This is a genomic window from Pseudomonas sp. KH_021 (assembly GCF_057838865.1).
This window is the reverse complement of record NZ_CM174477.1, coordinates 1864563-1881668: the sequence shown is the minus strand read 5'-3', so window position 1 is coordinate 1881668 and position 17106 is coordinate 1864563. Positions and strand designations below refer to the sequence as shown.

At 62.4% G+C, this 17106-nt stretch carries 17 protein-coding genes and 1 pseudogene; 9 read left to right on the top strand and 9 right to left on the bottom strand.

The window, feature by feature from the left end; translation table 11 throughout:
- Nucleotides 1-4 precede the first annotated feature (4 nt).
- The 5 genes from AC3IX4_RS08850 to AC3IX4_RS08830 are packed head-to-tail and all read left to right on the top strand — an operon-like array spanning nt 5 to nt 4873.
- Nucleotides 5-778: a glucose 1-dehydrogenase gene (locus AC3IX4_RS08850; RefSeq protein ID WP_489260177.1), complete on the top strand. Its 774-nt coding sequence runs from the start codon at nt 5-7 to the stop codon at nt 776-778.
- Between the two features lie 17 nt (nt 779-795).
- Nucleotides 796-1587, top strand: coding sequence for a fumarylacetoacetate hydrolase family protein (locus AC3IX4_RS08845; RefSeq protein ID WP_489260176.1), 792 nt, complete (start codon nt 796-798; stop codon nt 1585-1587).
- A 21-nt stretch (nt 1588-1608) separates the two neighbouring features.
- Nucleotides 1609-2505 carry an acetaldehyde dehydrogenase (acetylating) gene (locus tag AC3IX4_RS08840; protein ID WP_489260175.1) on the top strand — a complete coding sequence of 299 codons (897 nt, stop codon included), beginning with the start codon at nt 1609-1611 and terminating at the stop codon, nt 2503-2505.
- Nucleotides 2506-2515: 10 nt separating this feature from the next.
- Nucleotides 2516-3547: a 4-hydroxy-2-oxovalerate aldolase gene (dmpG, locus tag AC3IX4_RS08835; RefSeq protein WP_489260174.1), complete on the top strand. Its 1032-nt coding sequence runs from the start codon at nt 2516-2518 to the stop codon at nt 3545-3547.
- A gap of 18 nt (nt 3548-3565) precedes the next feature.
- Nucleotides 3566-4873 (top strand): MFS transporter, encoded by a 1308-nt coding sequence (locus AC3IX4_RS08830; RefSeq protein WP_489260173.1) that lies wholly within the window; start codon nt 3566-3568, stop codon nt 4871-4873.
- A gap of 175 nt (nt 4874-5048) precedes the next feature.
- Here the strand turns inward: AC3IX4_RS08830 and AC3IX4_RS08825 are convergent, their stop codons facing one another.
- The 4 genes from AC3IX4_RS08825 to AC3IX4_RS08810 form a co-directional block, all read right to left on the bottom strand.
- Nucleotides 5049-5813, bottom strand: coding sequence for an SDR family oxidoreductase (locus AC3IX4_RS08825; protein WP_489260172.1), 765 nt, complete (start codon nt 5811-5813; stop codon nt 5049-5051).
- Nucleotides 5814-5922: 109 nt separating this feature from the next.
- The gene (locus AC3IX4_RS08820) at nt 5923-6231 is read right to left on the bottom strand and encodes a hypothetical protein (RefSeq protein ID WP_489260171.1); all 309 of its coding nucleotides are present in this window, start codon (nt 6229-6231) and stop codon (nt 5923-5925) included.
- Between the two features lie 306 nt (nt 6232-6537).
- Entirely contained in the window at nt 6538-6975 is a 438-nt protein-coding gene (locus tag AC3IX4_RS08815) for a DoxX family protein (protein WP_489260170.1), read from the bottom strand.
- Nucleotides 6976-7078: 103 nt separating this feature from the next.
- A complete protein-coding gene (locus AC3IX4_RS08810) occupies nt 7079-8500 on the bottom strand; it encodes an MltF family protein (RefSeq protein WP_489260169.1) in 1422 nt (473 codons plus the stop codon).
- Nucleotides 8501-8641: 141 nt separating this feature from the next.
- Here AC3IX4_RS08810 and AC3IX4_RS08805 point away from each other — a divergent pair, with 141 nt between their 5' ends.
- Together AC3IX4_RS08805 and AC3IX4_RS08800 are read left to right on the top strand one after the other, a co-directional pair.
- On the top strand, nt 8642-9448 hold the full coding sequence (locus tag AC3IX4_RS08805; RefSeq protein WP_489260168.1) for a TatD family hydrolase: 807 nt from the start codon (nt 8642-8644) through the stop codon (nt 9446-9448).
- Nucleotides 9449-9623: 175 nt separating this feature from the next.
- Nucleotides 9624-9797 (top strand): annotated as a pseudogene (locus AC3IX4_RS08800) (terminase); the annotation flags it as partial.
- An 11-nt stretch (nt 9798-9808) separates the two neighbouring features.
- Here the strand turns inward: AC3IX4_RS08800 and AC3IX4_RS08795 are convergent.
- The 3 genes from AC3IX4_RS08795 to AC3IX4_RS08785 all read right to left on the bottom strand — a co-directional run bounded on the left by AC3IX4_RS08795 (nt 9809) and on the right by AC3IX4_RS08785 (nt 11757).
- On the bottom strand, nt 9809-10606 hold the full coding sequence (locus AC3IX4_RS08795; protein WP_489260167.1) for an acyl-CoA thioesterase: 798 nt from the start codon (nt 10604-10606) through the stop codon (nt 9809-9811).
- A gap of 69 nt (nt 10607-10675) precedes the next feature.
- On the bottom strand, nt 10676-11452 hold the full coding sequence (locus AC3IX4_RS08790) for a CHAD domain-containing protein (protein WP_489260166.1): 777 nt from the start codon (nt 11450-11452) through the stop codon (nt 10676-10678).
- 26 nt (nt 11453-11478) lie between these two features.
- The gene (locus AC3IX4_RS08785; RefSeq protein WP_489260165.1) at nt 11479-11757 is read right to left on the bottom strand and encodes a hypothetical protein; all 279 of its coding nucleotides are present in this window, start codon (nt 11755-11757) and stop codon (nt 11479-11481) included.
- A 190-nt stretch (nt 11758-11947) separates the two neighbouring features.
- On the opposite strand from AC3IX4_RS08785, the gene AC3IX4_RS08780 reads away from it, so the two are divergent.
- Together AC3IX4_RS08780 and AC3IX4_RS08775 are read left to right on the top strand one after the other, a co-directional pair.
- Nucleotides 11948-12991, top strand: coding sequence for a patatin-like phospholipase family protein (locus tag AC3IX4_RS08780; RefSeq protein WP_489260164.1), 1044 nt, complete (start codon nt 11948-11950; stop codon nt 12989-12991).
- A 143-nt stretch (nt 12992-13134) separates the two neighbouring features.
- Nucleotides 13135-13803, top strand: a complete 669-nt coding sequence (locus tag AC3IX4_RS08775) for a response regulator (protein ID WP_489260163.1) — start codon at nt 13135-13137, stop codon at nt 13801-13803.
- On the opposite strand, the gene AC3IX4_RS08770 is transcribed toward AC3IX4_RS08775, so the two are convergent.
- Together AC3IX4_RS08770 and AC3IX4_RS08765 are read right to left on the bottom strand one after the other, a co-directional pair.
- Nucleotides 13748-14446, bottom strand: coding sequence for a response regulator (locus tag AC3IX4_RS08770; RefSeq protein WP_489260162.1), 699 nt, complete (start codon nt 14444-14446; stop codon nt 13748-13750). The genes AC3IX4_RS08775 and AC3IX4_RS08770 overlap by 56 nt on opposite strands.
- Nucleotides 14447-14448: 2 nt before the next feature.
- Nucleotides 14449-17100, bottom strand: coding sequence for a DUF4118 domain-containing protein (locus AC3IX4_RS08765; RefSeq protein ID WP_489260161.1), 2652 nt, complete (start codon nt 17098-17100; stop codon nt 14449-14451).
- Nucleotides 17101-17106 lie beyond the last annotated feature (6 nt).

Sequence of the window (17106 nt, the reverse complement as noted above, 5' to 3'; positions counted from 1 at the left end):
CTGCATGAATCTGCTCGATCGCTTCACCCTCAATGACAGCGTCGCCATCATTACCGGTGCCGGTCGCGGCATTGGCCGCGCCATCGCCCTGGCCTATGCCCAGGCAGGTGCCAAGGTCGTTTGCGCCGCCCGCACCCTGGCCGATGTGGAAAAAGTCGCGGCACAGATTCGCGAAAACGGCGGCCAGGCGATTGCCGTGCGTTGCGACGTCAACGATGGCGAGCAGCGCCAGGCCTTGGTGGACGCTGCGCTTGAGGCCTTCGGCAAGGTCACCCATCTGGTCAACAACGCCGGTGGCGGTGGCCCCAACAGCCCGCTCACGCTTGAATTCGAAGCGTTCCAGCAGACGCTGGCGTTCAACGTCACCAGCGCCTACCACCTGAGCCAACTGTGCGTGCCGCACATGCAAGCTGCAGGGGCTGGCAATATCATCAACATCACCTCCGTGGCCGCTCGCTATGCGCAAAAGCACTTCAGTGCCTACGGTACAGCCAAGGCGGCCTTGAGCCACATGACCCGCCTGCTGGCCCAGGATTTCGCGCCACAGGTTCGTGTCAACGGCATTGCTCCAGGCCCAATCCTCACCGATGCATTGAATGGGGTGATGCCGCCCGCCATGCGCGTCGCCATGGAAACGAACACGCCCCTGCAGCGCCTGGGTGAAGTCGAAGACATCGCCGCTGCCGCGCTGTACCTGGCCACCCCGGCCTCCAGCTGGGTGACCGGCAAGATCCTCGAGATCGACGGCGGCGCTGAAACCAGCGTCTGGCCCGGCTAACCAAGGACTCTTTACTGATGCTCGACCAAGACCTGATCGTCGCCCTGGGCGATGAGCTGTACAACGCGCTGCAATCGCGCACCCCGGTGACCCCACTGACCTCTCGAATGGACCTGACCATCGAGGAGGCTTATCGCATTTCGCTGCAGTTTCTCAAGCGCCGCGAAGCCCTCGGCGAGCAAGTGGTCGGCAAGAAAATCGGCGTCACCAGCAAGGCGGTCCAGGACATGCTCAATGTCCACCAGCCCGACTTCGGTTTTCTCACCGACCGCATGCAGGTTGCCAACGGCAGCGCCGTGAGCCTGCGCGAGCAACCGATGATCCAGCCCCGGGCCGAGGGCGAAATCGCCTTTATCCTGGCGGCCGACTTGAATGGCCCGGGCGTTACCGCCGCCGATGTACTGGCGGCGACCGAATCGGTGACCTGTTGCTTTGAGATCGTCGATTCGCGCATCCAGGACTGGAAAATCGCCATCCAGGACACCGTCGCCGACAACGCCTCCTGTGGCGTGTTCGTGCTGGGTGAGGAGCGTGTCGACCCACGCAGCCTGGATTTGGCCAGCGTCGAGCTGAACATGCAATTGAACGGCAAGCCTGCAGGTTCGGGCCTGGGCAGCGCGGTGCAGGGCCATCCCTGCGAGGCCGTGGCTTGGCTGGCCAACACCCTGGGCCGCCTGGGCATCCCCTTGCGCCGTGGCGAGGTGATCCTCTCCGGCGCCCTGGCGCCGCTGGTGCCGGTAGGCCCGGGCGACCATATCGAAATGACCATCAGTGGCCTGGGTGCAGCGAGCCTGCGCTTTATCGACTGACCTGACGCGACGGAGCATTCCATGAGCAAAAAAATCCGCTGTGCCCTGATCGGGCCGGGCAATATCGGCACCGACCTTTTGTACAAGCTGCAACGCAGCGAGGTGCTGGAGCCGGTCTGGATGGTCGGCATCGACCCAGAATCCGAAGGCCTCAAGCGCGCCGAAGCGATGGGCCTGAAAACCACCGCCGACGGTGTCGACGGCTTGCTGCCGCACATTATCGCCGACGACATTCGTATCGCCTTTGATGCCACGTCCGCCTACGTGCACGCCGAGAACAGCCGCAAGCTCAATGAGCTGGGCGTGCTGATGATCGACCTGACACCAGCGGCCATCGGCCCTTACTGCGTGCCGCCGGTCAACCTGGCGGCCAACCTCAAGGCTGGCGCCCTGAACGTCAACATGGTCACCTGCGGTGGCCAGGCCACCATTCCGCTGGTGGCGGCAGTCTCCCGGGTGCAGCCGGTGGAGTACGCCGAAATCATCGCCACCGCCGCCTCCAAGTCGGTCGGCCCAGGCACCCGCAAGAACATCGATGAATTCACCCGCACCACCGCTGCCGCGGTCGAGCAGGTGGGTGGGGCGAAAAAGGGTAAGGCAATCATTGTCATCAACCCGGCCGAGCCGCCGCTGATCATGCGTGACACCGTGCACTGCCTGACCGAAACCGCGCCGGACGAAGCCGCGATCACCGCGTCCATCCTCGCCATGATCGAGGAAGTGCAGGAATACGTGCCCGGCTACAAGCTGGTCAACGGCCCGGTGTTCGATGGCAACCGCGTGTCGATCTTCATGGAAGTCGAAGGCCTGGGCGACTACCTGCCCAAGTACGCCGGCAACCTGGACATCATGACCGCCGCCGCCGCGCGCACGGCGCAGATGTTCGCTCAAGAACTTCTCAAGCAGACCGACGTTTAAGGAGCAGGCCATGGACCTCAAAGGCAAGAAAATCACCGTGCATGACATGTGCCTGCGCGACGGCATGCACCCCAAGCGTCACCAGATCACCCTGGAGCAGATGACTTCCATCGCCCAAGGCCTGGATGCTGCTGGCGTACCCCTGATCGAAGTCACCCACGGCGATGGCCTGGGCGGCAGTTCGGTCAACTACGGCTTTCCGGCCCACACCGACGAAGAGTACCTGTCGGCAGTCATTCCGCTGATGAAACAGGCCAAGGTCTCGGCACTGCTGTTGCCGGGCATCGGTACGGTCGATCACCTGCGGATGGCCCAGGAGCTGGGCGTCAACACCCTGCGCGTGGCCACCCATTGCACCGAGGCGGACGTCAGCGAGCAGCACATTTCGCTGTCGCGCAAGCTGGGCATGGACACCGTCGGTTTCCTGATGATGGCGCACATGAACAGCCCAGAAGGCTTGTCTGCCCAGGGCAAGTTGATGGAAAGCTACGGCGCCAACTGCATCTACATCACCGACTCGGCCGGCTACTTGCTGCCCCATGACGTGAAGGCGCGCATCCAGGCCTTGCGTGATGTGTTGGAGCCAGGCACCGAAATCGGCTTTCACGGCCATCACAACCTGGCCATGGGCGTGGCTAACTCGATTGCTGCCATCGAAGGGGGCGCCACGCGTATCGACGCCGCCTGTGCAGGCCTGGGTGCCGGCGCTGGCAACACGCCGATGGAAGTGCTGGTGGCGGTCTGCGCGCGCATGGGCATCGAGACCGGTGTGGATGTGTTCGGCATCCAGGATGTGGCTGAAGACCTGGTGGTGCCGATCATGGACTTCCCGATCCGCAGCGACCGCGATGCTCTGACCATGGGCTATGCCGGGGTCTATGGCTCGTTCCTGCTGTTCGCCAAGCGCGCCGAGAAGAAGTACGGGGTTTCGGCTCGGGAAATCCTGGTCGAGATGGGCCGTCGCGGCATGGTCGGCGGTCAGGAAGACATGATCGAAGACACCGCCCTGACCTTGCTCAAACAACGCCAGGCCAAGGCCTGACCTTCAGGAAAATCGTCAATGAGTGTGCCTGCCTGCGATGTAGATACCCGGGTGGGCATCACTGCTCACCGCCTGTTGCTGTTGATCGTACTGGGCTACGCCGGAACCTTTCTGGGCCGGCAGATCATGTCGGTGATGATCGAGCCGATCAAGCGCGAGTTCGCCGCCAGCGATGCACAGATGGGCCTGATCTCGGGCCTGGCCTTTGCGCTGGTCTATGCCTTCGCGGGGCTGCCGGCCGGGCGTCTGGCCGACAGTTACTCGCGGGTTCGGCTGCTGGTGGTGAGCCTGCTGTTGTGGGCACTGGCGACCGCGCTTAGCGGGATCGCCAGCGGCTTTGCCGTGCTGGTACTGGCGCGCATGCTGACCGCCGTGACAGAAGCGCCGGTGACCCCGGCGTCACTGTCGTTGATCGCCGACCTTTACCCTCCGCGCAATCGCACGCTGGCCATCAGCTGCTTTATCGGCGCGCCGACCTTGTCGGCGGTAGTGGGCCTGAGTGTCGGCGCCTGGATAGTGGAACAGTACGGCTGGCGCAGCGGTTTCTTGGCCATTACCGCGCCGGTGGTGATCGTCGCCCTGGGCTTGCATCTGTTTGCCCGGGAGCCGGCACGCGGCCGCTGGGATATTTCCGTTGCCGCCGTCTCGCCCAGCGAATCACTCTCACAAGCCGCACTGACGTTAATGCGCAACCGCCCTTACCTGCTGTTGATGCTGGCCAATGCCACGGCCACGTTCAGCGGTTTTGCCCTGTCAATGTGGAACACCAGTTTCTTGATGCGCTCCCATGACCTGACCTTGCAGGACGCCGGCATTTTGGCCGGTGTGGTCGGCGGCGGCAGCGCCGCCTTGGGCGGGCTGGTCAGTGGCTGGCTGAGTGATCGCCTGGGCAATGGCCAACCCCTATGGCTGCTGCGTATACCCTTGTTCGGCCATGTACTGGGCCTGGGCAGTTTGCTGGCTTACCTGCTGTGGCCTGCCAGGATGCTGATCGAAATTGGCTCAGTGCAGGTGCCCGAGGCCATGGTCTGGGGAGGGTTGGCAGGATTTTTTGGCATGTGGTGGGTGGGGGCTTCGTACAATCTGTTGACGCAACTGGTCAGCCCTTGGCAGCGAGCCACCGCCGTGGCCTTGCAAACCGTGGTGTCCACCTTGTGCGGGGCGGGACTGGGGCCGCTGGTCACAGGGTTGGTCAGCGATTGGCTGGTGCCTGGGTTTGGCGCCGAGTCGTTGCGTTACGCCTTGGCGCTGGCGAGCTTGAGTCTGTTGGTGCCGATGGGGTTGTTGGTGGCGGTGTACGTGGGCCAGCGCTCGAACAAAACGTAGGAAATTGGGGCTGCCGTAGCCGCTGCCGACAGGCTGCGATCGCTGTAGCCGCTGCCGATAGGCTGCGATCGACCGCACCGCGGGCGCAGGATCCAAGAGCCGCGCCGGCGCCCCTAGCGGGCCGCATCGCAGCCTTCGGCAGCGGCTACAGGTTTTTTGTCAGCAGCCCCATGTCTTAGAACCGATCCGGCCGCATCCGCGCATCCATGCCGCCGTCGGCGAACACCACACTGCCATGCATGAAGCTGGCCTGCTCGGACAGCAGGAACACAATCACTGCCGCCAGTTCATCCGGCTGGCTGCCACGCCCCATCGGCGCCACGAACTTGCGGGTCGACTCGCCATACACCGGGTCGTCCTTGGAGGCCTGGAACAGCGGCGTTTCCACCGCCCCAGGGGCCACCACGTTCAAGCGCACGCCCTGATCCGCCCACGCCTGCACCTGGCGGCGAACATGGCAGGTGACGGCAAACTTGGAACCGGCATACGCCTGGTGCGGTGCCGCGCTCTGCGCCTCTGCCAGGGCGGCCTGTTCATCACCGGCCAGCATGGCCTGGACCACTGCCAGGCCGTCGACGCCCGGTTGTATCGAAGCCACCGAGCCGATCACCACCGCCGACGGCGAATGGCCTTTGGCCAAGGCTGGCAGCAAGCCTTCAAGCACCTCGGTGACACCGAAATAATTGACCGCCACCATCAGGGACGCGCTGCTGTTACCCACGCTCACTCCGGCGCAGCACACCAGGCCGTCCAGCACGCCATCACAGCGATCGAGTGTTTCCTGCACCGCCGCCGCACGCCCGGCCGGGGTCGACAAGTCAGCCAGCACTTCGGCGTTGGCGCGATCGATGGCGATCACGCTGTGGCCCTGGGCCTGCAGCTGGTGTTTGAGCGCAGCGCCGATGCCGGAACCGGCGCCGGTAATGGCAATCACAGACATGGAGAATCTCCAGAAAAATGAGCAGATCGGGCCCGCAGCCATGGAGCGCGGGCAACCTGCTCATTGTTCGGGTTCTGCACGGGGCTGCATCGTCTGGCAGGACTAGCTGCTAGCGCAGAGTGATCAGACCCTGTCGAGCGATACGCGTAAGCTGGTGGATCATCTCATCGGTATTTTCTGGAGACGGCGACTGGACCACGGCCAGGTCAAAACGGTCATCGGCATACTGGGCCAGTGCCGACACTTCATCGACGAACTGCAGCAAGAATGCCGTGGCCTTGCCTTTGCGCCGGGGCCAGCCATCGAGGTAACGCAATAAGGTAGGTTGGTGTTGACCACCGAGGAGGATGCGAGGGGTGCGTGAAGCTGGGCTGTAGGTCAAGGGAGCCAGACAGACACTGGTACGCGGACAACTCATGATGATTTCTTCTCCGCCTCCAAGATCCGCTTGGCAGCGGTGGGAGGCGTCACCGAACCAGCGCTTTAGCGGTATTTCGGATTGAAGTCCTCCGGCGCCCCGCAAGTAGCTGTTTAAATCGGCGCAATGGAGAGCATCCTAGAGAATCATGTCAGGGAATGTCAATCACCCTGCACTTACTGAACGTGTGTGTAGGAGCGACGGGGGCGCCTAGCCCTTGGTCGCGATGGCATCACCGCGGTCTCTCTGGATACGGCGGTGATGCCATCGCGACCAAGGTCTGCTCCTACAGTGTGAACAGGGCCATCAGGATTGGGTAATGGCCGCATCCGCCGAGAACTTGCCTGCGCCCTCGACCAGCACGGCGACAGTGCCGCCCAGCAGGGCCAAGGCAAACTCGTAGCCGTTGTTGGCCATGAACAGCCCGTTGTTGATATGGACCATCAGGATCGCCACCACCAGGGTCGCTGCCAGCGCCAGCGCCGCCGGCCGGGCCAGCAAGCCGATGATCAGGGCCAGGCCGCCGAAGAACTCGGCACCACCCGACATCATTGCCATCAGGGTACCGGGTGCCAGCCCGATGCTTTCCATATACTGGGCAGTGCCGGCCAGGCCATAGCCACCGAACAAGCCGAACAGTTTCTGGCCGCCGTGGGCGACGAAGATGATGCCAACGAAGATGCGCAACACCGTCAGACCGAAACCTGCACGGGTGCTCAGTACGTTATGGATCAGCGTGTTCATGGAGAAGTCCTTTGCGCGGAGATGTGTGGAATGGCCACCATCCTAATCATATTTACAAATATGAAAACCGCAAATAACGGCGCTTAAATATCAACTTAATCGATTAGTTTCGCGAGACGACCTTGCGCCGCGCCGGTTCCAGCGATTCCCGTTCACGGTCAAAGGCCAAGTAGTACTTGTTGACGCTATTAACATAGCTGACGACCGACATACCGACCTGCTCCATGGCAATGCGTTCAACCTGGAAAAACCACTGGTTGGGGTTCAGCCCACGGCGACGAGCTTCGGCGCGCATGCCTTGGACCCGCTCCGGCCCCATGTTGTACGCAGCCAATACAAAGGCCATGCGCTCACGTTCATTGAGTTGGTTGCTGGCAAAGAATTTGCGTCGGATCATCGACAAGTAACGGGCGCCTGCCTCGACGTTATTATCGACTTGACTGATATTGTTCACCCCGACCCGTTGCGCCGCCGCGGGGGTGATCTGCAGCAACCCCGTCGCCCCACCGCTGCCGCGCGCCTGGGGGTTAAGCGTGGACTCCTTGAAGGCCAGCGCGGCCAGGTTCAGCCAGTCGAGGTTCTGGGCGTTGGCGTGGCGCTGCAACACCGGGCGCAGCTTTTCCAGGCGCTGGCGGTCGGCGCGGGCCAGCGGGTAGTGGACCTTATACAGACGGCGGTAAACCCGCACAAACGCGGCGTCCTGGTCGGCCGGAATACGGTAACCCTTGAGAAACCGGTCGATGCTGGCCAGCAGCATCGAGGCATCGCGGCGCACGTACCAGTGCATCGCCTCGGGAGGGCTGACCTGCACTTGGCGGTCCAGGCGCAACCGGGGCATCACTTTGGCCCAGCGCTCGGCAATCGGCTGTTCGACCACGGTCAGATGGAAGATCCCGGCCTGGACCATCTCCAGCACATCTTCGACCGCCAGCGTCGGGTCTACCCATTCGATCTGGATCGGTGGCCGCTTGCGCAATGCCAGCTTCTGGTTGATTTCATGCACCGAATCGCTGGCGGCGCTGCCGGTCGGCAACATCAGGGTCTTGCCGGACAACTGCTCGATGCTGGTGTAGCGCCGCTCTCCCTTGCGCCCGACCAGCATCAGCCGCAAGTCCGGGCCAATGCCATCACTGGCACTGACGGCATGATTGGGCGCAAGGTCGACCAACTCGCCCGGCGCTACCAGATCACCCTCGCCACGCTGCAGCGCGCCGAGTAACTGGTCCTTGGCCCGGGGGATGATTTTCAGCTGGATTTCTTGCCCGTCGCGGGCGCGGGCATTGAGAGACTGCTCGAAGGCGCGCAAGCGGTGGTATTCCACTCCGATGGATTCACCCTGCACTTCGCCGGAGCTGTTGCGGCTCTGATTGACCAGCACGCGCAGCACTCGACTGCTGCGGATCTGCGCCAGGTCGCGGACCTTGCCAGCCTGCACGACTTCCGGTGGCCCTGGCAGGCGCGCAGCCGCCGGCCACGACGCCAACAGCCCCAGGCACAGCACGATCAGCAAGGCGGGTCGCGTCATCCGTTCTCCCGGAAAGGACACCATCGCTACAATGAACCGCAACAGACAGCCACAAGCTGTTGAAGTTCTTGGTTTTATTTATTTTTATCAGGCTCTGGTAAGCTTTTCGGCCTTTGATCCTGGCGGCACCGAGGTAGCACCATGCAACTCATCGACATTGGCGTCAATCTGACCCACGCAAGTTTTGCCCCACAACTGGACGCGGTGCTCGAGCGCGCCTACCACGCCGGGGTGTGCCAAATGGTGCTGACCGGCACCAGTGTCGAGGGCAGTGAGCAGTCCCTTGAGTTGTGCCGGCAACTGGATGAAAGCGGCCAGCGGCTGTTTGCCACCGCAGGCATCCACCCCCACAGCGCCAGCGATTGGAACGCCGATACGGCCCGTCGCCTGCGGGCACTGCTGGGGGAAACTTCAGTGCAGGCCGTGGGTGAATGCGGCCTGGATTTCAACCGCGATTTCTCCCCACGCCCCCAGCAGGAAAAGGTGCTGGAAGAACACCTGGCCCTGGCGGTCGAGCTGCAAATGCCGGTGTTCCTGCATGAACGCGATGCCAGCGTGCGCTTGCTGGACATCCTCAAGGATTACCGCGACCGCCTGCCCGGTGCCGTCGTGCATTGCTTTACCGGTGAGAAAGCGGCGCTGTTCAGCTACCTGGACCAGGACCTGCACATCGGCATTACCGGTTGGATCTGTGACGAACGCCGCGGCACGCACCTGCACCCACTGGTGGGCAATATCCCTCGTGGCCGCCTGATGCTGGAGAGCGATGCCCCGTACCTGTTGCCACGCAGCCTGCGGCCCAAGCCGAAAAACGGCCGTAACGAACCGGCGTACTTGCCCGAAGTATTGCGTGAAGTCGCCCTGCACCGAGGCGAAACCGTGGAAGACCTGGCCGCCCATAGCAGCGCCAGTGCGCGGGCCTTTTTCAACTTGCCGACTGTTGCTTGATTCGCAGGGCTGGTGGGACAGCACTATGCTTTGGGTATGCGGGGCGCCGATTCGCGGGCACCCGCTTGTGAGGTAGGAGCCGGCTTTAGCCGCGATGAACGCACCGCGGTTTTCCGACACACCGCGGTGCGTTCATCGCTAAAGCCGGCTCCTACCCAGCCCCAGGAGGCCGCTCATGAAACGCTTGTCCAACTTCCCGACCTGGCCTGCCAATCGGGTGCCGCACCTGATCGCGGTACCGCTGTTCATCCTGGCCGCACTGCTGATCCTGTCCGGTCTTTTCAGACCGGATTTCACGGCATGTGCCGTAGGCATCATCGGCCTGTTCGCCGCCCTTGGCCTGGAACGCCATCGGCGCCCTTAAGCGAACACGGTCACCGTTTGCCGGCTCAGGGCAATCAGTTGGCCCTCGGCCGTCCAGACCCCGGCCGCGGTATGGCCGTAGCCATCGCGGGCATGTTCGATGTCCGCGCAATACCGCACCCAGTCATGGGTGCTGAGTTTCGGGACAGGCTGAACAAATTCGATGGTCCAGGTCAGGGTACTGCCCGCCGCAGGCTTGCTCAGGTAAGGCAGCACCGCGGGCGGCCAGGCATCGACCAACGCCAGCAAGTGGGCTTCGGTGGCCGGCTCTTCCACGACATCGCCACGCAGTCGCACCCACCCGCCCATCTGCCGTGACGGGGTGTTGGTGAACGGCATCGCGCCCACGCCCCAACGCATATCCAGGAAACGGATGAACTCAGGGGTCAGCCCTTCGACATAGGGCAACTCGACCGACGCCTGCAACGACTTCATGTCCGCCGCAGGCTCGCTTGGAATATCAATGACCGAGGGGCGTGATGCGCCAAAGCTGCCCTGGATCAGCGTTACCACCGCCCCCTTCTGCACCGCCCGCCCCAACAATGACACCACGGCCTTGCCTTCGCGCAGCACCTCTACCTCGAAGCTGATCGGCACCTCGGGTTCTGCGGGAGCAACAAAGGTAATGGCCAGCGAGCGCACCGGGCGCTCGGCGCTGACTTTGGCACGCATGGCTTCGTACACCAGCGCCGCCATCAGGCCGCCAAAACAGGCACGACCCTGGCCCCACTGGCCAGGAATGATGACCGCTTGCGGGTTGGCACGCACGGCAGCCAGCAGCTGGGAAAATTGCATGAAAACCTCGACACGATAGGAACAGGTGTCGTGATAGTAACCAGCCAGCCTCTGCAGTACAGCGCCTGTTTACGCCAACTTTGCGGCCTGACAAGCATCCAGCAGTTTTTCCAGCACGCCGTCGGCGCGCAGCTCGGCTTTCTGCATGGCGGCTGACCAGTGTGCAATACAGGGGGACAGGTCGGGCTGGGTCTGGGCCTGGAGCAACCACTGGAAATGATCGTGCCAGTCGCCCAAGGCGCCTTGAGCCTGTTTGAGTCGGCGGGTCAAGCCAGGGGTCGCCCGGTCCAGTTGCGGGTAGGCTTCGCTGGCGTAGCGAACGCGCTTGACCATCAAGCGCAGGCGATGCCGATCGTGGGCCGGGTCTTGCAGCGCTTCGAGCAACTGTTTCACCTGTTTGGCCAAGCGCTTTTGCACATGAGGCCGCACCTTGCATAGCAGCCCTTGGCGCTGCACCACCCGCAGGAAGCTGGGGAATGCGTCCAGCACGTTCAACAACTGCCGAAGTTCAGCGCTGTTGGCCACCGCTGGAAAGACACCCGCCATTTCAGTCTGTCGACGCCTGGCCGCCTGCTCCTGCCCTAGCTTCAGCAACTGTGCGGCCAGCACCTCCTTGTCCCGCAGCGGCGTGGTCAGGTCGCCCACGGCCTTGGCCGCAGCCTCCAACTGCTCTATGCCCGGATATATGCGCAGCGGCCGCAGCAGGCTACGCAGACGCCGCACGCTAGTGCGCAAGTCATGCAGCGCTTCGCTGTCGGTCTGCGCTGCCAGGCGCGCCTGGCAAGCCAACAAGCGAATCTGGGCATGAATCACTCGGGCAACGATATGATCGAGCAGTGCGGACATCGGCAACACCCCCAGCCTGACTGTGGTCAACGCCCGGCGCGCGACTCACGAATATAGAAACGGGCTTTTTGAGCCTTTTTGGTACAGCCTTCGAAGCCTTCGAATTGCTGCTGGGTCTTGGCTCCGGTCAGCAGTGACAGAGCCTTCGAATAACTGACCGTGCCGGCAAAGCCCTCGGCCTTGGCAATATCGAGCTCGTGCCAAGCCGCATCCAATTGGCTGCCGCAACTGTCGCGATAAGCAGTCTTGCCCGCGCAACCGGCCAGCACCAAGGCCATCAACGGCAAACAGATCCAGCCTTTCATGGGGAACACCTCAAAGAACGATAATAGATGCAAAGTCAGACGGTAATACCTGCAAAAAGTGCCCTGGCTCGCTGCGCACAAGCGTAGCGCAGCGCGGCCGGATAACGAAGCGTCGCAAGTGGGATTGAAGCCGATAGCACAATGGGTGCATTGTTAGTCCAGTGAGTTTTGAAACTGCCAGGGCCCTATCATGAAGAAGCGCGTCGCATTGGTATTAGGCTCTGGTGGCGCTCGTGGCTACGCCCACATTGGTGTCATCGAAGAGCTCGAACGACGCGGCTACGACATCGCCTGCATTGCCGGTTGCTCCATGGGCGCAGTCATCGGCGGCATCTATGCCGCCGGCAAACTTGAGGAGTACCGCAACTGGATCGAAAGCCTGGACTATCTGGATGTGTTGCGCCTGGTGGATGTCAGCTTTCGCCTGGGCGCGATGCGCGGCGAGAAGGTCTTCGGACAGATCCGCAAGATTGTCGGCGATGTGAATATTGAAGACTTGCGTATTCCCTACACCGCGGTGGCCACCGACCTCACCAACCAACAGGAAATCTGGTTCCAGGAAGGTTGCCTGCACCAAGCCATGCGTGCCTCGGCGGCCATTCCCAGCCTGTTTACCCCGGTCATGCAAGGCAACCGCATGCTGGTCGACGGTGGCATTCTCAATCCCTTGCCCATCGTTCCGGTGGTGTCCAGCCACTGCGACCTGATCATCGCCGTCAACCTCAACTCCACCAACCAGAAGCACTACCAATTGCCGGTGATCGAGCGCCCCGCGGCCTTCAAGGCGCGCTTCAACAGCCTGATCAACTCCCTGGGCTCGCATATGCCTTTCAAACGCAAACCCGCCGAAGCCCTGTTGCGACTGGAGCAGGAAACCCTGGCCTCCAGCGCCGCCAACCTGGGCGCCAACCCTTGGCTGGATGCCGCAAGCCCCGGTGCCCAGCAACCGGCTGCGGCGCCTGAAGACGATGGCGCCCCAAGCTCGGCCACCGGTTCCGTAATCATCGACAACGTGGGGCCTGCGTCACTGCTGGACTTGATCAACCAGAGCTTCGAGGTGATGCAGACTTCCCTGGCGCAATACAAGATCGCGGGTTACCCACCCGATGTGTTGATCAACGTACCTAAGCGGGTGTGCCGGTTTTTCGAATTCTACAAGGCGCCGGAGCTGATCGCCCTCGGCCGGGAAATTGCCCGTGACACGCTGGACACCTATGAAAATGAGCGTAGATAGGCATAGTTTGACTACACTTGCCGTCTGGTTTTCCCACGCCACAATGCAGCTATACCTGCATTTTGGGCCAAACCCTGACACTAGAATCCCGCCGTCTTACATTTCTGACAGCTCGTTCGCGGGTTGTCGTGGGTTCTTTGCTCATGCGCCACACTTTAGTCATCGCCGATGACCATCCCATCACCGCATGGGCCGTCGGCCAGTTGCTCACTACTCGGCCTCCGTGCCTGTTCGAGTTGACCGCCAAGGTCCACAGTACGGACGAGCTGCATCAGCACCTCTACAACCAACCCTGTGACCTGCTGCTCACGGACTTTTGCATGCCCAATGGCAAACAACCTGATGGCCTTGCAATGGTCGGTTATCTACGCCGCCAATACCCACACATGGCGATCGTGGTCATGACCATGCTGAGCTCCGCACCCACTTTGCGCGCGCTGCATAAACTGGGGGTACGCGGCTTGTTCGATAAACATGCACCGCTCGACACCTTGCCCCAGGCGCTGTACAGCGCGGCGCGCGGGCGGTTTTATGTCAGTGACAGCTTCTGCGGCCTGCTGGAAACCGATGGCCGCCTGTTGGAATGGCAACAGGCCGAGTTGTCACCTCGGGAACAAGAGGTGATGCGCTTGATAGGCCAGGGGCTCTCTGGCCGGGAAATCGCCCGCAAGCTCAATCGCAGCGAAAAAACCATCAGCCGACAAAAGCGCACGGCCCTGGACAAACTGGGCTCGTTACCGCCGATGCGGGCTGCCCTTAATTCGCCAGCGCATCACTCAACCGATAGCCCACCCCAGGTTCAGTCAGAATAAAGCGAGGGGCTGCCGGATCGTCTTGAAGTTTCTGGCGCAAGTGGCCAATGACGATTCGCAGATAATGCGTATCGTGGATATGGGTAGGACCCCAGATATCCTTGAGCAGCTGCTGTTGAGTGATGACCCTTCCTGGATACAACGCCAGTTGTGAGAGCACCGCATACTCTTTACGGGTCAGGGCCACGTCGACGCCATCGAGCGCGACTCGCCGCAATGCCAGGTCGATACTCAAGCCGGCAAGCTTCAGGACCGAAGGTTGTGCCTGCCCCTGGGGAGCCTGACGCAACAGGGCACGTACCCGCGCCAGAAACTCCTGAATGCCGAACGGCTTGGTCACATAGTCATTGGCGCCGTTATCCAGCGCCTGCACCTTCTGTGCTTCGCTGGCCCGCACCGATAACACCAATACCGGTGCCTGAGACCACTCGCGTACTTGTTGCAACACCTCCTGACCGTCGATGTCCGGCAAGCCCAGGTCCAGCACCAGCAGGTCAGGACGCGCCAGCGCTGCCTGGGCGAGCCCTTCGTTGCCAGTGGATGCCTCGATGACTCTATAGCCCTGGGACACCAGGCTGATGCGCAGGAACTTGCGGATCTGCGGTTCGTCGTCGATGACCAGGATGGTCGCACTCTGGCTCATGTTCAGGGTTCACTCTCGGGCGCTGGCTGGGCGGGCAGTGGCAGGCAGAGGGTGATGCAGGTGCCTGCACCGTCAATGCCCTCGGCCACCTCGATATGGCCGCCGTGGGCGCCAATCATACCCTGGCAGATCGCCAGGCCAAGCCCGGTGCCCTGCCCGCCTCGATCACCGCGTGCGGCCGTGTAGAACATGTCGAAAATCTTTTCCCGATCCTCAAGTGCAATGCCAGGCCCCTGATCGCCGACCGAAAACCGCACGTACCCGCCCGCCGCCTGGACCTTCAACTCGAGCCGCCCATACGCCGGAGAAAAACGCACGGCGTTTTCCAGCACATTAACCAGGGCCTGTTCGACCAACGCAGCATGTACATGCAGCAATGGCATTGGCGAGTCCACTTGCATCTGGACTTGCAACGGTGCCAGCAATACCCGCAAGCGCTGGCGCGCGCTGGAGACAATGTCTTCGGGGGCCACCCAGTCGCGCGCAAGCTTGAGCGCGCCATGGCCCAGGCGCGTCATATCGAGCAGGTTCTGGATGTAGCGATCCAACCGTTCGGCCTCATCGCGGGTGCCTTCAAGCAGTTCCAGGCGGTCTTGGGGGCCGATCGCATCACCCAGTGCCAACAGGCTGTCGATGCTGCCACGCATGGCCGTCAAGGGCGTGCGCAAGTCATGGGAAACCGAAGCGAGCAAGGCGCTGCGCAATTGTTCGGTTTCGCCATGCAGCCGCGCCGCTTCCAGCTCTTCGCTCAAGCGTGCCCGCGCCAGCGCCTGGGCCAAGGGTTGCCCCAGGGCCGTCAACAAACGCCGCTGTTCGGCATTCATGTCTTCACCGTCATTGGCTCGAACGCCGAGCAGGGCCAACGGCCCCTCCTCCAGCGACAATGGCCACCACCACCAGCGACCGCTGGGTAGGGTCGCGGTGCCATGCCCAGAGGCTTGATCATGTTGCCAGGCCCAACGGGCAGCGGACTGTTCGACATCCCCTAGCACTGCAGGCGTGCCGCCCGCGTTTTTCCAGCCCTGATCATTGTCTGGCTCGAGCAGGCACACCTTCAGGTGTTGCCAGCCGTCCAAGTGCTGCATCGCGGCACTGAGCACCGCCTGGCGGTCAGTCGCGGCCGTCAGTTTGCGCGACAGGTCAAGCAGTTCGCGGGTCTGCACCTGGGTTTCACGCAGCGCCTGCAACTGTCGACGCTGGCGCGCCGCCAGGTTGCCGGTCAGCGCTGCCATCAACAGAAAGAACACCAAGGTCAGGACATCTTCTTCACGCTGGATGCTGAACGAGAAATTCGGCGGGATAAACAAAAAGTCATAGGCCAGAAAAGAGGCCATCGCGCACACCAACGCCGGCCCCAGGCTGCTGCGCACGGCGACTAGCAAGACAGCGGCCAGGAACACCAGAGAGATATTGGGCAGCGCCAGCACACTGGAAACTCCCCAGGCCAATGCGCTGGCGCAGGCGGTGGCCAGCAGCGCCAACAGATAGTCTGGCCAGTGCCATAGCCGACTCAAGGTGGTGCGCACTGAAACCAAACCCGGATCGCGGTCCAGCACGTTGATTTCCAGCCCATGGCTGTCACGCAATAGCCGGGCTGCCACGCCGGCCCCTATCCAGCGTCGACGCCAGCGATTACCAGACTGGCCCACCAACAGCACGCTGGCACGGCGCTCGACAGCATGCTGGATCAGCGTGCGTGCCACCTCACCCGCTCGCAGCACCACCACTTCCCCCCCTAGCCGCTCGGCCAGTTGCTGGGCGGCCTGCAGGTACTGGCGCGAGGTCTCATCACGCACGGTGCCGTGATCCACATGCACCAGGCTCCAGGGTAAATGCCGACGCTGCGCTACCCGACTAGCGTGGCGCACCAGCCGTTCGGCTTGGCGATCGGCATCAATGCCCACCAGCAGGCGCCCGCGCAGCGCCGGGGCTGACTGGCCGAGCCGGCTATAACCCTGGGCCAGGTCGGTATCCACTTGCGCCGCTGCCGTTTGCATGGCCAGTTCGCGCAGTGCGGTGAGGTTGGTCGGAGTGAAATACGCATCGATAGCCGCACGTGCCTGCTCGGGCACATACACCTTGCCCTCACGCAGACGCTCGAGCAGCTCGCGCGGTGGCAGGTCGATCAAAACCAGTTCGAAGGCCTCCTGCAGCACCCAGTCCGGCAGGGTTTCGCGCACTTGTACCCCGGTGATGCCTCGCACCTGATCATTGAGGCTTTCCAGGTGCTGGACGTTGACGGTGGTGTAGACGTCGATGCCGGCAGCGATCAACTCCTGCACGTCCTGCCAGCGTTTGGCATGACGGCTGCCGGGCACATTGCTGTGGGCCAGCTCATCCACCAGGGCCAGTTGCGGCGCCGCTGCCAGCACTGAGTCCAGGTCCATTTCTTCTAGCGTCATGCCACGGTATTGACGGCGCTCCAGCGCACACTGCGCCAAGCCTGCCAGCAACGCTTCGGTCTCGGCCCGGCCGTGGGTTTCCACGATCCCTGCGAGTACCCGCACACCTTGACGCTGCTGGCCATGGGCAGCCTGCAACATGGCGTAGGTTTTGCCCACGCCGGGCGCGGCGCCCAGAAACACCTTCAGACGGCCGCGGCCCGCTCGGGGAAGCTGCGCCAACAGGGCATCGGCGCGTTCAGAATCACTCATGCAAGA

What these genes read in the sequence shown, in the direction of transcription:
- AC3IX4_RS08850 (WP_489260177.1), top strand. Translation starts at nt 5, where the DNA reads ATGAATCTGCTCGATCGCTTCACCCTCAATGACAGCGTCGCCATCATT.
- AC3IX4_RS08845 (WP_489260176.1), top strand. Translation starts at nt 796, where the DNA reads ATGCTCGACCAAGACCTGATCGTCGCCCTGGGCGATGAGCTGTACAAC.
- AC3IX4_RS08840 (WP_489260175.1), top strand. Translation starts at nt 1,609, where the DNA reads ATGAGCAAAAAAATCCGCTGTGCCCTGATCGGGCCGGGCAATATCGGC.
- dmpG (WP_489260174.1), top strand. Translation starts at nt 2,516, where the DNA reads ATGGACCTCAAAGGCAAGAAAATCACCGTGCATGACATGTGCCTGCGC.
- AC3IX4_RS08830 (WP_489260173.1), top strand. Translation starts at nt 3,566, where the DNA reads ATGAGTGTGCCTGCCTGCGATGTAGATACCCGGGTGGGCATCACTGCT.
- AC3IX4_RS08825 (WP_489260172.1), bottom strand. Translation starts at nt 5,813, where the DNA reads ATGTCTGTGATTGCCATTACCGGCGCCGGTTCCGGCATCGGCGCTGCG.
- AC3IX4_RS08820 (WP_489260171.1), bottom strand. Translation starts at nt 6,231, where the DNA reads ATGAGTTGTCCGCGTACCAGTGTCTGTCTGGCTCCCTTGACCTACAGC.
- AC3IX4_RS08815 (WP_489260170.1), bottom strand. Translation starts at nt 6,975, where the DNA reads ATGAACACGCTGATCCATAACGTACTGAGCACCCGTGCAGGTTTCGGT.
- AC3IX4_RS08810 (WP_489260169.1), bottom strand. Translation starts at nt 8,500, where the DNA reads ATGACGCGACCCGCCTTGCTGATCGTGCTGTGCCTGGGGCTGTTGGCG.
- AC3IX4_RS08805 (WP_489260168.1), top strand. Translation starts at nt 8,642, where the DNA reads ATGCAACTCATCGACATTGGCGTCAATCTGACCCACGCAAGTTTTGCC.
- AC3IX4_RS08795 (WP_489260167.1), bottom strand. Translation starts at nt 10,606, where the DNA reads ATGCAATTTTCCCAGCTGCTGGCTGCCGTGCGTGCCAACCCGCAAGCG.
- AC3IX4_RS08790 (WP_489260166.1), bottom strand. Translation starts at nt 11,452, where the DNA reads ATGTCCGCACTGCTCGATCATATCGTTGCCCGAGTGATTCATGCCCAG.
- AC3IX4_RS08785 (WP_489260165.1), bottom strand. Translation starts at nt 11,757, where the DNA reads ATGAAAGGCTGGATCTGTTTGCCGTTGATGGCCTTGGTGCTGGCCGGT.
- AC3IX4_RS08780 (WP_489260164.1), top strand. Translation starts at nt 11,948, where the DNA reads ATGAAGAAGCGCGTCGCATTGGTATTAGGCTCTGGTGGCGCTCGTGGC.
- AC3IX4_RS08775 (WP_489260163.1), top strand. Translation starts at nt 13,135, where the DNA reads ATGCGCCACACTTTAGTCATCGCCGATGACCATCCCATCACCGCATGG.
- AC3IX4_RS08770 (WP_489260162.1), bottom strand. Translation starts at nt 14,446, where the DNA reads ATGAGCCAGAGTGCGACCATCCTGGTCATCGACGACGAACCGCAGATC.
- AC3IX4_RS08765 (WP_489260161.1), bottom strand. Translation starts at nt 17,100, where the DNA reads ATGAGTGATTCTGAACGCGCCGATGCCCTGTTGGCGCAGCTTCCCCGA.